The sequence below is a fragment of the Paracoccus versutus genome (assembly GCF_029909795.1).
In the GTDB taxonomy this organism is placed as follows: Bacteria; Pseudomonadota; Alphaproteobacteria; order Rhodobacterales; family Rhodobacteraceae; genus Paracoccus; species Paracoccus versutus.
Genome location: NZ_CP038196.1, coordinates 369,730 through 384,117, shown reverse-complemented (window position 1 = coordinate 384,117; position 14,388 = coordinate 369,730). Strand labels below are relative to the sequence as shown.

Annotated in this window: 17 protein-coding genes; 2 read left to right on the top strand and 15 right to left on the bottom strand. The window is 63.5% G+C overall.

Annotation, left to right across the window (positions count from 1 at the left end):
* Positions 1-105 precede the first annotated feature (105 nt).
* From E3U25_RS01830 to E3U25_RS01820, 3 genes are all read right to left on the bottom strand, one after another.
* Positions 106-2,088: a conjugal transfer protein TraG gene (locus tag E3U25_RS01830; protein ID WP_116221619.1), complete on the bottom strand. Its 1,983-nt coding sequence runs from the start codon at positions 2,086-2,088 to the stop codon at positions 106-108.
* A gap of 95 nt (positions 2,089-2,183) precedes the next feature.
* The gene (locus E3U25_RS01825) at positions 2,184-3,140 is read right to left on the bottom strand and encodes a LysR family transcriptional regulator (protein ID WP_281029262.1); all 957 of its coding nucleotides are present in this window, start codon (positions 3,138-3,140) and stop codon (positions 2,184-2,186) included.
* A 99-nt stretch (positions 3,141-3,239) separates the two neighbouring features.
* Positions 3,240-3,902, bottom strand: a complete 663-nt coding sequence (locus tag E3U25_RS01820; RefSeq protein ID WP_208861573.1) for an O-methyltransferase — start codon at positions 3,900-3,902, stop codon at positions 3,240-3,242.
* A 118-nt stretch (positions 3,903-4,020) separates the two neighbouring features.
* Between E3U25_RS01820 and E3U25_RS01815 the strand changes: the two genes are divergently transcribed.
* Positions 4,021-4,659 (top strand): TetR/AcrR family transcriptional regulator, encoded by a 639-nt coding sequence (locus E3U25_RS01815; protein ID WP_116221616.1) that lies wholly within the window; start codon positions 4,021-4,023, stop codon positions 4,657-4,659.
* A gap of 310 nt (positions 4,660-4,969) precedes the next feature.
* Entirely contained in the window at positions 4,970-5,449 is a 480-nt protein-coding gene (locus tag E3U25_RS01810) for a GNAT family N-acetyltransferase (protein WP_208861572.1), read from the top strand.
* Between the two features lie 9 nt (positions 5,450-5,458).
* On the opposite strand, the gene E3U25_RS01805 is transcribed toward E3U25_RS01810, so the two are convergent.
* The 12 genes from E3U25_RS01805 to E3U25_RS01750 form a co-directional block, all read right to left on the bottom strand.
* A complete protein-coding gene (locus E3U25_RS01805; RefSeq protein ID WP_166435506.1) occupies positions 5,459-6,691 on the bottom strand; it encodes a DUF3363 domain-containing protein in 1,233 nt (410 codons plus the stop codon).
* Positions 6,692-7,751: 1,060 nt separating this feature from the next.
* Complete coding sequence (locus tag E3U25_RS01800; RefSeq protein WP_244295091.1) at positions 7,752-8,123, bottom strand: hypothetical protein; 372 nt, start codon at positions 8,121-8,123, stop codon at positions 7,752-7,754.
* Positions 8,111-8,326 carry a hypothetical protein gene (locus E3U25_RS01795; protein ID WP_244295086.1) on the bottom strand — a complete coding sequence of 72 codons (216 nt, stop codon included), beginning with the start codon at positions 8,324-8,326 and terminating at the stop codon, positions 8,111-8,113. Before E3U25_RS01795 ends, E3U25_RS01800 begins: the two co-directional genes overlap by 13 nt.
* Positions 8,323-8,991 (bottom strand): lytic transglycosylase domain-containing protein, encoded by a 669-nt coding sequence (locus tag E3U25_RS01790; RefSeq protein WP_208861571.1) that lies wholly within the window; start codon positions 8,989-8,991, stop codon positions 8,323-8,325. The genes E3U25_RS01795 and E3U25_RS01790 overlap by 4 nt, the downstream gene beginning before the upstream one ends.
* Before the next feature lie 177 nt (positions 8,992-9,168).
* Positions 9,169-9,501 carry a DUF736 domain-containing protein gene (locus E3U25_RS01785; RefSeq protein WP_116221612.1) on the bottom strand — a complete coding sequence of 111 codons (333 nt, stop codon included), beginning with the start codon at positions 9,499-9,501 and terminating at the stop codon, positions 9,169-9,171.
* A gap of 2 nt (positions 9,502-9,503) precedes the next feature.
* Complete coding sequence (locus tag E3U25_RS01780) at positions 9,504-10,073, bottom strand: S26 family signal peptidase (RefSeq protein WP_116221611.1); 570 nt, start codon at positions 10,071-10,073, stop codon at positions 9,504-9,506.
* Positions 10,070-10,588 (bottom strand): DUF2840 domain-containing protein, encoded by a 519-nt coding sequence (locus tag E3U25_RS01775; RefSeq protein WP_116221610.1) that lies wholly within the window; start codon positions 10,586-10,588, stop codon positions 10,070-10,072. Before E3U25_RS01775 ends, E3U25_RS01780 begins: the two co-directional genes overlap by 4 nt.
* Complete coding sequence (locus tag E3U25_RS01770; protein ID WP_244295084.1) at positions 10,585-12,075, bottom strand: DNA cytosine methyltransferase; 1,491 nt, start codon at positions 12,073-12,075, stop codon at positions 10,585-10,587. The genes E3U25_RS01775 and E3U25_RS01770 overlap by 4 nt, the downstream gene beginning before the upstream one ends.
* Positions 12,075-13,103 (bottom strand): replication initiator protein A, encoded by a 1,029-nt coding sequence (locus E3U25_RS01765; protein ID WP_116221608.1) that lies wholly within the window; start codon positions 13,101-13,103, stop codon positions 12,075-12,077. Before E3U25_RS01765 ends, E3U25_RS01770 begins: the two co-directional genes overlap by 1 nt.
* Positions 13,104-13,373, bottom strand: coding sequence for a helix-turn-helix transcriptional regulator (locus E3U25_RS01760; protein ID WP_043868761.1), 270 nt, complete (start codon positions 13,371-13,373; stop codon positions 13,104-13,106).
* Positions 13,374-13,521: 148 nt separating this feature from the next.
* Positions 13,522-14,049, bottom strand: coding sequence for a DUF2285 domain-containing protein (locus E3U25_RS01755; protein ID WP_116221607.1), 528 nt, complete (start codon positions 14,047-14,049; stop codon positions 13,522-13,524).
* Between the two features lie 58 nt (positions 14,050-14,107).
* The gene (locus tag E3U25_RS01750) at positions 14,108-14,314 is read right to left on the bottom strand and encodes a transcriptional regulator domain-containing protein (protein ID WP_244630474.1); all 207 of its coding nucleotides are present in this window, start codon (positions 14,312-14,314) and stop codon (positions 14,108-14,110) included.
* Positions 14,315-14,388: the final 74 nt, after the last annotated feature.

Genomic DNA, 14,388 nt, shown 5'->3' with positions numbered 1-14,388 from the left:
TAACTGGCAGACTTTTGCGCCGCCGCGTGGCCGGGTTTTACTCCGCCGTTGACATCTGGGTCAAAATAGACATTCATGCGGGTGCGTGTGGTCATTGGCGGTCCTTCAAAGTTCGATCCCGTCATCGGGGTTCATGGCGACTTGCCGCGCGACCGCGCGCATACGCTGGCGCATGGCGTGGGCCTTGGCCGCGTCCACGTCCGGTTCGTCGTCGAGGATGTCGAACTCCCGCGCCGGAGACTGCGACGGCCGGACGATTTCCTCATGCTCGGGCAATTCCGGTTCACGGCGGATGCCCGCATTGGCTGGATCGCCTTCCGTCCCCTCGCCTGCGGACTGTGTATCGGTCGCCGCCGCGACCACGCGGCTCGACCAACCGTCGGATGACGGCTTTGTGGCGGGATCGGAAGCCGGATCGGGCGGAGCCAGGAGACGTTCCTCGAAGCGCGCATCCTCGTAGTAGCGGGCCTTGGAGGCACGGATCGGAGGCGTGCCCGCGACCATGACGATTTCGTCCGTAGGTGGAAGCTGCATGATTTCGCCGGGCGTGAGCAGCGGCCGGGCGGTCTCCTGCCGCGACACCATGAGATGCCCAAGCCACGGGGCCAGTCTGTGCCCAGCATAGTTGGTGGAATCGCGCAGCTCGGTCGCGGTGCCGAGCGCGTCCGAAACGCGCTTGGCCGTGCGTTCGTCGTTCGTCGCAAAGCTGACGCGGACGTGGCAGTTGTCGAGGATCGAATTGTTCTGGCCGTAAGCCCGCTCGATCTGGTTGAGGCTCTGCGCGATCAGGAAGGACTTGAGGCCATAGCCCGCCATGAAGGCCAAGGCGGACTCGAAAAAATCCAGACGGCCGAGGGCCGGAAACTCGTCCAGCATGAGCAGCAGCCGATGGCGCGTGCCGGAACTGGTCAATTCCTCGGTCAACCGTCTGCCGATCTGGTTCAAGACGAGCCGGATGAGCGGCTTGGTGCGGTTGATGTCGGACGGCGGCACGACGAGGTAGAGCGTGACCGGATGACGGCTGCCGACCAGATCGGCAATGCGCCAGTCGCATCGCGCCGTCACCCGCGCCACCACGGGATCGCGGTAGAGGCCGAGAAACGACATGGCGGTGCTCAATACGCCCGACCGTTCGTTCTCGGATTTGTTCAGCAGTTCGCGGGCCGATGACGCGATGACGGGATGAACGCCCGCCTCGCCGAGATGCGGCGTATCCATCATCGCCCGCAAGGTCGCCTCGACCGGACGGCGGGGATCGGACAGGAAGTTGGCGACACCCGCCAGCGTCTTGTCCTTCTCCGCATAGAGAACATGCAGGATCGCGCCGACAAGCAGGCTGTGGCTGGTCTTCTCCCAATGGTTTCGCTTGTCGAGACTGCCTTCTGGGTCCACTAGAATATCCGCGATATTCTGCGCGTCTCTGACCTCCCATTCCCCTTGCCGGACCTCCAGCAACGGGTTGTAGGCCGACGATCCGGCGTTGGTCGGATCGAACAGCAGGACGCGGCCATGCTTCGCGCGAAAGCCAGCCGTCAGCGTCCAGTTCTCGCCTTTTATATCGTGGACAATGCAGCTTCCCGGCCATGTCAGCAGCGTCGGCACGACAAGGCCGACGCCCTTGCCGCTGCGGGTCGGCGCGAAGCAAAGAACGTGCTCCGGGCCGTCGTGCCTCAGATAATCCCTATCGTATCGGCCGAGCACCACCCCATCCAGCCCGAGCAATCCGGCCGCGCGGATTTCCCGATCCTCGGCCCATCGCGCCGACCCGTAGGTGGCGACGTTCTTTGCCTCCCGCGCCCGGATGATCGACATGAGGATGGCGGCGCCGATGGCAATGAAACCGCCGGACGCGGCAATGATCGCACCTTCGACGAAGATTGCGGGCGCATAGGCGTCGAATGAAAACCACCACCAGAAGAAGGCCGGCGGGTAATAGACCGGCAGGTCCGCCAGCTCGAACCATGGTGCTCCAAGCTGGGGCTGAAAGCCGAGGCGAAACGCTACCCATTGCGTCGCCGTCCACGTCATCACCAGAACGATGGTGAAGACAACAGCGATTTGACCCCAAAGAATTCGGCCTCCGCGCATACGGCTCCTGCCTGCGATAAGGGACGGAGCCGATCAGAGAATAGGCAAATCCACGACAGGCAACAGGAAAACAGATACGGGAGGACTGGCGGATACTATCGGCGGAAAATAGGACGGGTTGCATCTGCGCTAACGGCAACATGATTACCGTCGTGCAGCCGGTAGGCGAACCTTGATTGGTGGTCCATTTTCGCGGCAAGACTGAGAAGATTCTTGAGTGCCACATTGCGGTTAGACGGCACCCAAACAGCGGTGAAGACAACCGGCTCAGGTTCATCGGCGAAGGGTAAGAACACGATGCCGGTCGTCGGCAGAAACGACGTTGCAGCACCGGCGATGGTGACACCGAAACCTTGCCCAACCAATGATAGCAGAGTGCTCCGTCCCACGTCGAAGCGCCGAATTGACGGCGCGGGCCAGCAACCCGCAAGGCGCAGCACAATATGATCGTGGACCTGGGGGCCGGTCCCGCCATAGCCAGCAAGGAATGTTTCGCCCGTCAGATCAGCCCAGATCACGTCCCTCTGTTTAGCGAGATGATGCCCCTCAGGTAGCACAGCCATCAGCGGCTCGGTCCAGATCGGGCGTGTATGACAGTCGGGAAGCTCGGGAACACCTGCCACGAATGCCATATCCAGTTGACCAGCGCGAAGCCTCATAACCGCTTCACGAGCCGTGCTCTCGATGATCTCAAGATCAATGCACGGATAGTCTTTGCGGTATTGCCAAATCAGTCTGGCGAGAAAGCTTCGCGGTATCAAAGCGTGAATGGCCATGCGTAAGCGGCCGCATTCTCCCAATGCTGCCATACCAGCAGTCTTCACAGCATGGTCTAGTTGGTCGACGCCTATAGAGACTCGCTCCACAAACAAGCGTCCAGCCTCTGTGAGCCGAACACCTCGCGTGTTGCGCTCGAACAGGAGCACACCAAGATCTTCCTCTAATGTCCTGATCCGCGCACTAACGCTAGATTGGGTTGTGCCGAGCGCTTGGGCGGCACGATAAAAGCTCAGATGTTCGGCAACTGCGAGCGTCTGGATCAACGACGCCAAGGGGATGCGCGTGCCAAGCAAGGTCCCGCAAATCTGCCTGGGAGACACGCTGGCTGATTTTCCTCGGGACCTCGACCTCCGCCGCATGTGCCACCACGACTACAGCTTTCTGACGAGCGTCAGTCCGTCCCTCCATGGCATAAGGACCATCTCCACAGAGGCCTGAGCATGGATCGTTTCGTTCAGGGCACGGACCGCATCGGTAGCAGGGCCTACATAGTCTGGGTCGGTAGCGAGCGGGCCGGTTACCACTCGACCGTGGATGAGCGTATCATCTACGACTATCACTCCCCCCGAGCGCACGAGCCGCAGCGCTTTCTCATAGTAAGCGGGATATCCTGGCTTATCGGCATCGATCACAATAAGATCGAATGAGCCCTCACCCCGAAGCCGGATGAGATCGTCCAAGCTTTTTGCAGCGTCCCCGATGATAGCTTCGATACGGTCGGCAACATTCGCCTGTTCCCAGAACGTACGCGCCAAACCGACGTACTCTTCCGATATATCCAGCGTGGTCAGCTTGCCTCCCTCTGGCAAGGAAAGCGCCATCGCAAGCGCACTGTAGCCGGTGAAAGTCCCTATCTCCAGAACCCGTCGAGCTGAGAGCAGGCCGATCAACATCTGGAGGAACGCAGCCTGCTCAGGGGCAACTTGCATCATGGCCATTTGCCCACGAGTCTGAGCCTCGTTGCGGCAAGCAGCAAGCGCCGGATGATCGCGATATGCGACTCGGTCGATATATTTCTCGATGTCGTCGGTCATAGGGATGTTGATACGTATCATCGGCATATTCCAAGTTTCGTGCTATCAGGTGGCCGGAGCGCCGGTACGGAGCGGCAGCGCTTGTTGACGCACGTACCTCCAGTCCGAGGTATATTTATTGAACAGCGATTCAGAAAATGCAAGAGGCGTACGAGGACGCCCACGCAAAGCCAGTGATGAAGAGCTGCTTAAGGCAGCCTACCGGGCGTTGGGTGAGGTCGGCCCCCAACAGTTGACGCTTGGACACGCCGCTCGTCAGGCCAAGGTGTCTCCAGCGACGCTGGTGAATCGCTTCGGCAGCCGGGAAACCTTGTTGTTCAAGGTATCGGAGATGGTCACTGTCGAGACAGAAGAACGAAGCAGCCGGAAGTTTTCCTCACAAGCTGCACTTGATGATCTATTCGAACTCGTAGGGCAGGTCAGCGATGTAGCGACATCGGCATCCACACTCGCCAATTATGTATCATTCCTGCAGATGGAGCTAGCGTCCCCGGCTATGCGAGTGTCTGTTGAGCGAAGGCTGATTGCGCTGGGATCGGGACTTAAGGCTAGACTCGAAGCGGCTATACAGAACAATGAAATAATCGAAACCGATATTGACAATCTTGCTGAACTGATTTTGGCGGTCATTACCGGCACCCAAATTGGGTGGCTACTGAAAGCAGACGAATCCCTGCCGGAACAGGTCGCAGAGAACATCCGCAGGCTATTGCAGCCGTACCGAAGGCCGCCCGCATCGGGTAAACCGAAAGTTTAGGGTTGAAGCCCTGGGGCTTGAACTGGTCGCCGGCGCGTTCGATGTCGCCACGGATAAGGTGTTCGTGTTAGCCGCCTCCGCTTATCCTGTCCCCATGATCGTCGGCAGGACAGCGGCTGGGATCAACCTTCCGCGAAAGCTTACGGACAGGTGTATTCGCCCGTATAAATCCAAAATGTCACGGGGCGATCAAACTAGAGATGGCAACAGTAGGAAAATGAACAAAAGGGCCGCAAGGCATAGCGAATGCAAAGTTCGGAATTTTTTGAAGGCTCTGCCCATCTCTGACGGAGCGGTAGCGGTCAGGGTAATGTCACATGCTGATGCAGAAGCATACGCTTCTGGAACTGATGATGCGCTGGTCAGGCGCTTCGCTCACTTGCCCTTGGAAAATTACACGCCACAGGTTGTGCATAATCTCATCCAAGGTGCGATAGCAGACGGATTGCGCGATGGGACCCTCGCGGTTCTGACGATCTCGAATGCAAGTTCGGATTCGTTTCTCGGAAGTCTGGTGTTCTTTGACGTGACATCTGACGATGCGGAGATCGGCTATTGGGTTGCTCCCGAGCATCGGGGGCGAAGGGTTTCGGGCCGAGCACTTATGCTCGCTATGGAAATTGGCCGCAAACTGGGGCTGAAAAAGCTTCGTGCTCGCACAGTTCAGAACAACCCTGCCTCCGGCAAGGTTCTCTTAGGTGTGGGATTTGAACAAGTAGGAAATCCTCTGCCGCAGGTTGCTCCGTCTGGCAAAACCGAAATGAGCGTGAATTATCTGGTTGAGTTATGAGCGAGGCATTTAGATGCTTAGCTCGTTCTGTCGGCCTATTTTCCATGACGCTGACCCGCCCTGCACAATGCCCGTCACCTCGCGGCCGAGTTGGCGGTCAATAACGGGCCGCCAAGGGACAAGGGTGAACTCATGGCTCTTTTCAACGATGGCGAACTTGCCGCTCGTTAGCTGGACAGTCCCGGTGAACTTGCCGCTGACACTCTCGCCATCCTTGGCGGCGCCGAACGGCAGCGCCTTGCCCTCGGCTATCTCGGAGCCGGCGCGGGCAATCTCCCGCTCGCGCAACGTGACGAGAAGATTGCGCCGATAGAAGATTCGGCCGTCCCGGCTGCGCGCGGCGTCGCGCTGTTCGATATGGTGTTCGCGGCGCTGGTCCATCGCCTCGCGGACCTGTTGGCCGAAACCGGCCGGGGCGAGATCCGATGCGTCGGCGGATAGCAACCGCCTGTCGAGCCAGGTGGCGCCATCCGCGCCGATCTGCTTTTCAAGGTCGAAGGCCGACAGGACGCGAACGCTGGCCTGCCGGTTGCGCCCGGCGTCGTAGGCGGCGGCGCGGCTCTCGAAATCATCGGGGATGCGCCATTGATCGGCGTCGATCCGCTCGACGATCCCGGCGCGGCGCAATGCCTCCAGCCGGCGCACATGGGCATCGACATATTCCCCGTATTCACCGCCTGGAACACGGCCCTCGAACTTCGCCTGCTCCAGATGGCGGCTCGGTCGATAGACGCCATCCTCGGCGATGGCGGCAATACTTCGGTCGGATGGCCGCTGCGCGGTGTCAGCCGGGCCAATCTCGACGACGCTGCCGATCCGCGCATCCTCGATACGGGCCGGGTCGATGCCGGCGATATGGTGCGTCCGGCCGTCGATCCCGTCCACCACAAGGGTCAGGTTCTCGCCCAATTCGTCGGACAGATACTTATCGACGACACGGCCGACGATGGGAGCCTCGGGCGGCCCGTCATGGATTTGGAAGGTGAGCGGGTCGCGCTCCAGGCCATCCGCCTTTAGCGCCTTGTGCATGTTGCGGATGATGTCGCCGCGCTCGCCCATGTTGCGCAAGGTCGGCTCCAGGCGCTCGCTCAACTCCCAAGCGCCCGGCGCATGCTCGGTCGCCAGCCCCATCTTCTCCAGCTTGGCGAGACGGCGCAGACGAAGCGCCCGGTTGAACTGGCAGCGCGGTTCGTCCGGCTCATGGCGCAGGTCGAGGAACCTGTCGTCGGCTTCCTCGATCATGGCCCGGTCGATCCGGGTGAAACGGTCCTGGTCTATCTCGGCCGACAGCTTGCGGGTCTGCTCGATCTCGGTCACTTGCCCCAGCTCGAGTGTGGTCAACTCGCTCGCCCGCTCGCGGATGCCGTTGGCGAGATAGTCGCCGTTGATGACAAGGTTCTCGCCGAGGCCGTCCTTGCCGCGGACGATGACATGCACATGGGGGTGGCCGGTGTTGTAGTGGTTGACGGCCACCCAATCGAGTTTCGTGCCAAGGTCGGCCTCGATCTGGCTCATCAGGTCGCGGGTGTGCCCGGTCATGTCCATGAGGTCGGCGCCGTCCTCCGGCGAGACGATGAACCGGAACTGGTGCCGATCCTCCTTGCCGCGCTCGACGAAGGCATCGCCATCGGCGCGGTCCTCGGTCGCCGAATAGAGCTGGCCGCGCTCGCCGTCACGGGATGTCCCGTCGCGCTGGATATATCGAAGATGGGCGGCCGATCTGCCGTTCCTGCCGGCGTCCTTGACGTAGCGAGTCTTGACGACGACGCGGCGCATCCCCGGCGCGCTGTGGCGCCAGCCACCCGACAGGGTGCGGGCACGGACGAAGGCCGCGCCGCGACCGCGCCGGACGCCCGGCCCCTTGGCCGAACGGGAACCCTTGCCGCCCTTCGCGGCCGTGCGGGATTCCAGGCGCGGCGCGTATTTGGGATTGGCGGTCTGATGCTGCCGGGCGAGCTTCCTGGCCTGGGTGAGAAAACTCCTGGTCCTGCCCGCCTTCGGCGTGTCGGCTCGGATGCGTCCGGGCTTCGGACGGAAGCGGTTTTCGTCGTCGGCGCTCATGGACGCGCCTCCGGCCAAAACTGCCGAAAACAGACCGATATGGGCCTATAGTGCCGCTCGAAACCCTGCAAAGCCAAGGCTTTGCGCGATATCGCGGCACGCGGGGTCCGAAAACAGGGTGCCGCTCGCGGCTCCCCTAAACAGTGTGCAGACAACGATAATTTCCAGAACTGGCCCGACATGGTGCCATGTTCCTTTATCTTGCCCTCGTAAAATCCCGCCCTTTCCGCCCCTCCGGTCCTCATGATCCCGCCCCGTCCGTCTGCCGTTCCTGCACACCGCGAGGCGCGACGCGCGCCGCCGGCTCGTCCGGCAAAGCGAATTTGAGACGCCATGTGCGCCACGCTTCCGCGACCGCGCCGGTGCCGGGAAACAGGTCGTCGAGCGTGTCGTCGGGGTGCGCGGCGACCATCTCGAACGCCCAATGGCAGACCGCTTCGGGCTTCGCGCCGGTGAGGCCGCGGCGAAGCGTGATGCTCTCCTGAATCCAGTCCCGCATCACCAGCCGCTTGCTGACAACGGGCTTTCGCGCCGCCTTCACGATGACCGGCTCCCACGCGAAGGCGACAGGGACGCCGCGCTTGAACGCGGCGAAACCTTTCACCCAGGCCATCCACCGCGCGCCCGTCCGCTCGACCAGCGGGGCGAGCGTTGCGATGGAGCGCGGCGTCGCGGCGGCGTGTAAAATCCAGCCGTCATAGTCGCGTCAAGCCGCTCTATCAGGCGCACATGATCGACCTCGCCGGCATAGTCTGGATGGTCGCGGTAGAGGTGGGCGCAGCCGATATAGGGCGGATCGGCATAGGCGATCTTCATCGACGATCCCCCTCCGAAACAGCGGCGAACAGGTCGCCGGAGTGTGCGTCGGACGGCGGCGTGACGGTCGCCCGGCTGCCGTCCGGGCGCATGACGAACATCGGCGCATCGCGCCAATCAGGCGGCGGCGCCGGTTGCGGGGACGGCGCATCCGATGGAGCCGCGCCGCCAAGGATCGGGGCGAGCGCGGCGACATAGGCGCGGGTTTCGGCGGGAAGCTGGCGGCCCGTTGCGCGGTGCTCGTCGTAGCGGCCGGGGCCGGCATTGTATGCCGCCAGCATTGCCGCGACATTGCCGTATCTGTCGAACATTTCGCGCAGGTAAGCCGTCCCTGCCATGATGTTGTCGCGCGGGTCGTAGGGATCGCGGCCGAGGCCATGACGGACGCGCAGGCCCGCCCATGTGTCGGGCATCACCTGCATCAATCCCATCGCCCCGACCGATGAAACCGCACGCGCGTCGCCCGCGCTCTCGGCGCGCAGCACGGCGACAATCCAGTGCTCGGGAATGCCGAACCGCTGCGACGCCTCGGCGATGTGCGCCGCATGGGGATGGGCGGCCGCCGGGCGCTCGACGGGCGCGGACTGCGCGACAGCGACGCCCGACCCGGCGCAGACGGAAAGCGCCCCGGCGAGCAACAGAGCGGCGAAACGCCATGCCGCCATGTCTCCGCAATGGCTCCAGCCTGCCAGCGTCCTCGCTGCGGTCAAGGGCAAGGCGCAAGCACCGGCCGGGGGCCGCCCCTGACCTTCGCTATGGGCGCTGGCCGTCCTGCGCCCGAGCGGGACGAAGGGATGAGCCGGATTTCTTGCGAACAAAGGAATGACGGGAACGCGCACCGATCAGCCCCGGTCCTCGCGCGCCCGTGGCCGCTTCCATGCGAGCCGGAAGGTGCGCCCTTCGTCGTCGGCCTGGAACAGCGCCGGACGAAACAGCGCGGGAAAAAGCGGGCTGTCGATCTCCAGGGCGATGTAATCCCCGGCGCGTTCGCCGACACGTTTCCACGCCCCGCCGATCTCGGGGCCGTCCTCGTCGTCGAGGTGGACGCGATAGGCGGGCGTGTTGTCGGCGTCTCCCGGCTCGATGGCGACCAAGACGATTGCCTCGTCTATGCCGAACAGCCGGACGCGGCCGGTGTAACCGTTGGTGATGGGTTCAAAGATGTTAGCGGGCATGGTCAGTCTCCTGCTGGTTGGGGGAAATCAGTGGTTGGCGCGCGCCACTCGTAACGGCCGACGCCTTCCTCATCGGTCCAGAGCGGGACCGCCCGGCCGATGACGGAACTTGTGGGAATGGGTCCGAAATACCTGCCGTCCAGGCTGTCGCGGGCCTCCCAATTCATGAGGAAAATCTGGCCGTCGCCGATGACGCGGCAGCCCTGCCAGATGGGCAGTTTCCGCCCGATCCGGTCGCGGTCGAGCGCGTCGCCCATCTCGATCCCGTCAACCGTGATGGTGCGGCCGGTGCGGCAAACCCGCTGTCCCGGCAGGCCGAGGACGCGCTTCAACAGCGGGACGTCTCGCGCGATATAGCCGCGCCCGGCCATGAAGGCGGCAAGCGGTTCGGGCGGCATGATTGCGACCAGCTCCGGCACGTCGAGCGCATCGGTCGGCTCGACTGTGTAGAAGCCGACCGGCGCGCTGGCGGTGGCGTTCCAGATCAGTTTCGGCGGCGCCTCGACGGCGGCTGCGGCGGCGATGCCCATTGCGGCCAGCGCCGTCACCGCGAGATAGCGGCGGCGCGTCATGGGCCGATCCTCCGGCGTCCGATCCATGCCGCATGTCGTTCCGGCGTGTAGGCGCTCGGCTCCAGATTGGCGGTCAGGCGGTTGTGCGCATGACGCCAATAGTCCGGCGATATGTCGGCGGGGTCGAGGCCGAGCGCTTCCACGGCGTCGATCACGGCAAGGGCACGCTGCACCTTCGGCCAGCCGTCGAGCCGCAAGAGGATTTCGCCGCCCGGCCGCACGAAGGGCAACGTCTGGAACGGTTCCCCCCGCCCGATGGCCCGCACGATGTCGATGCGCGAAACGACCGTGCCATGCTCGCCACTCGCCCATCGCACGAAGGCGAAGATGCTCTCTGGCGCGAAGCCGACGACGCTGCGGCGGCGGTCGATGATCTGTTCATAGCTCTTGCGGCCGAACCTGATCCAATGCTCGACCTTGCGTTTCTCGAAGGTGAGTTCGACCAGGGTTGTGAAGGGCGCGGGTCCGTCCGCCAGCGGACGGCCGTGCGCGCTGCGATGGGCGCGGCGGGTCATGATTCGTCTCCGGGAATGTCAGGGGTGGAGCGCACCAGCACCGCGTCGAGCGCGGCTTCGGTGCGCAGGATGGCGCGGCCTATGGCTTCCGGGATTTGCGGGAGAACGGCGTCGCCGAAGGCTTCAACGATCAGGCTGGCAGCAGAAGTCCCTTTGCGACTGCCGAGCGCAATGGGCGTGTCAGCCACCCAGGCGGAAAGCCCATCATCCAGCCGTAGGTGATGGGCAAGGCCGCCGTTCCAGTCAGCCCATGGCTCCTGAGCATCGCCGCCAGCGCCCGCGCTCCCGCCCATTTGTCCGGCGCGCGATCCGTCATCGCCCCATCCATAACCGCGTCCATCGTCGGGGATTTCCTGCGGTCGTAGGCCGGACTCCAGCCGTCCATGCGGCTGTCGCGCTTCGTCGGCGTCGGCAGGATTTCCGCCGCATGGCGCAGCAGGTTCGGCGTGTCGATCTGCGCCTTCGCCCCGTTCGCCCGGCGTCCCGTCTCGATCTCCTGAGCGCTCAACCTGCGCCCGCCGTTCGGCTTTACCGGCGTCGGCATCATGCCGTGGGGCATGTCCGGCCTGTCGAAATGCAGCACCTCGCTCATGGTCGGCGTCCGGTCGAAACCGTCCTGGTCCGATGTCATCCGGCCCTTGAGCTTGCGCAGGACGCTCCCCCGCGGCGCTGCATTCGCTGTCGGCGTTCCCATCATCCCAGCATGGCGGCTGGCATGGCCCTGCAACTGGCTCAACACGTCGCCCCGGCCACCGCGATCCGCATCTGACTTCCTCGGTGTCGCCAGGATCATCCGTAGCGGATATGTCGAACCCGCGCCGCCGCCCGCTCCATTCATCATGCCATCCGTCGCCATTGGCGTCGGTAGCGGTCGATTGCGGAACAGGTTGTAGAGGCCCGATTCCTTCATCGCCGTGCGCGCGCCCGATCCACCCTCCAGGCGGATGCCACCCTGCTGGGATTGCGATACGGGTGTCGGCAAGCTGGCCGGGGTCGTAGCCGATAAGCCATGATCGCTTGCGGACATGGTTGGCGCCAACGCTGTCAGCACCCACCACGCACGGTTCGACGGCGTAGCCGAGCGCTTCCAGTTCAGCGAGCAGCCGGTCAGCGCCGCGAGTTCTGAGATTAGGGCTGTTCTCAAAAGCGAACCAGCGAGGCCGGCAATCTCCGACAAGCCGGACGGCTTCGAGGTAGAGGCCCGACCGCTTGCCGTCGATCCCTTTGCCCTTGGTGTTGGCGCTGCTGATGTCCTGGCAGGGCGGGCTGCCGACGATGATGTCGGGCAGGATTCCAAGGTCGGAAACAAGGTGAGCTGCCGTGAGTCCGCGCACGTCCTCGTAGAGTCTGACATGGGGATTGTTCTCTGCATAAAGGATGCGCCGCCATTCGACGATTTCGCAGGCGGCGATGGTGACGAAGCCGGCGCGGTGCAGGCCGAGCGACCAGCCGCCCGCGGCGGCGCTGAACAGGTCGAGTGCGCGCATCATGGCGCACCTCGCGGCACGGCGCCGGCACCATGGGTCGCCCGCGCGTGCGTCAAAGAAGAAGAGTTAGATTTTTTGTTAGATTCTTCTATAGAGTCTGGCGAACGATTTGCGCCTGATGTCCCGATATTGCGTGCGCCTGATGTCCCGATAGGATTCACATGGTTATCAACAGGCACTGTGGATAGTTTTTCGGGAAGGAAACGCAGCAGCTCCTGCCCGTTCTCCCATTCGATCTGGAGCAGGTAGCCGGGCAGCGACTGGCGGGCAGCGATCCGCCGGAGGTCGAGCGCGAAGTCGGACGGCCGGGCGAGGCTGCCGGACTTCTGGTGAAGGTGAGCGACCTCGAAAGACCAGCCTTCCGGCTGGCGGCCGGCGTGCTTGCGCGCGACGCGGTAAAGCCAGCGCTCGATGCCACCCTTCAGCCGGAAATAGGCCGGATCAATCGCCAGCACGAGCGAGCGATCAATGACGCTGTTGTAAAACCATTCGGGCAGGACAAATTCCATGCCCTCGACGCGGCCGGCGCGCGTGGTCATTTCCTCCCATTCGTTGATCCAGGAAAATTGCCGCCGCCGCCAATGCGCGCCGTTGCGGATCGTGGTGGCGATGACAGTGGATTGCAGCCGTGCGAGTGCCGCCTTGAGCAGAAGATAGTCCCGGTTGCCCGTCGCCCGCCCGATGGCGCGCAGAAGCTGGTAGGGCATGAAGCGAAAGAAGCGCGACGTGATGAGGCCGTTGTTCTCGGCCGCGACGATCTGGCTCGCCGCCCATATCAGCACGTCGGCGTCCCAGATGGTTGCCATGCCGTGCTCGGGCATACCGAGGACTTGAACCTCGACATCGGCGGCTTTGTAGAGAATCGGCTTGGTGCGCGGCGATTTCGCCAGGGAGAAGAAAGGCCGCTCCATCAGGTCTCGCTGGTCGCGCGGTGCGGCGTCGCCGGTTGCGACCACGAAGGGGTGGAGGCGGCTGCGCTCGCTGGCGCCCTCCGGTCGGGCGGGGCTGTGATCGTTGTCCCGCGACATTCAGAGCCGATTCCGTTCGTCGGGCGTGAGCGGGTGCGGGGGAAAGACCGTGCCGGCGTCCTTGTCCCGCGTGCATTTGCGGGCGCCAGTTTCGGTCCAGGCTTCCAGATCGCGGATCGAATAGAGGACGCGGCCGCCAACCTTCCGATAAACCGGGCCGGTGCCATAGGTGCGATGCTTCTCAAGTGTTCGGCGCGAAAGGCCGAGGAAATACGCGGCCTCCTTGGTGCGCAGGAATCTCGGTGGCAGGTCCGCCAGCGGGTCGGGCATGGGATCACCTCAGGTTCGTCGGTCGATGCTGCTGTCAGCGGCGACAGCGGGCTGTGGCGAACCTTGGCGAGGAATCGGCGACCTGTAGCGGGCCGAATTTGCGTCTATACTTTCACGGCCCCCATTGCGGCCGTCTGCGATGGCGGGGCTATTCGTGTCGGCGCTTGACAGGATAGTGCAGCAGCAGCCGGTAGCCGCCTTTCATCATGGCGAGGCCATGGGCGACCAGGCGGCGGGTCCTGTTGCGGCGCGGGTCGTTCTCCCAATCGGTCTTGTCGCCACGAAAACCGAGCAGCACTTCGGCGATGGTGCGATGGCTCTCGCCATGCAGCTTTGCGTCAAGCGCGCGCAGAGAGAGGATATGAAACTGGCGCAGCTGCGAGGGCATGGTGCGGAAATCCGGGCCTGGCGCGCGCCCGTTCAGGGACCGCCACAAGCGCCGCGCCGCATGGGCACGCAGCTCGAGAAAGGAATCCATTGGCAGGGTGACGGCATAAAACGCCGCCGCGTCGGGGACCGCCTCGGGAAGCCAGAACTGATGCGCGACGCCATCCACGCGCCAGAGTCCATGCCAGCCATCGTCCGCCCGCCGCAGATCGAGACCATCGAGGTGGGCGAGCGTGAAGCCCGGCGTCTCTGCGCTGGCCGGCTCCGGCGCTGGCGCCGGCGACAACATGACGGCCTGGGGCTGAAGGCTCGGAATCCAGAATTGGGATTGCCGGTCGGCGAGCGTTTCAGGATCGCAGGGGAAATCGCAACCCCCAGCGTCGTGCGAATGCATCGAGCCGGGGGCCTGTAGGGTTCTTCATTCGCGAAATTGCGCGGAAATCGTGATGATACTCGTCGTCGCGCCGCAGATATTCCCAAGCGAAACCGGCGGCAGGGATGGTCTTCGTATGTCTGTAGTCCGCCGATGTACGCCAATCGATGCCCAACAGCATGGCGTCACCTCCCTATGTAGGGCGGCGTTTCGATTTCAGTACTACCGCCCCGATCACAAGCGTCAGCCATGGCT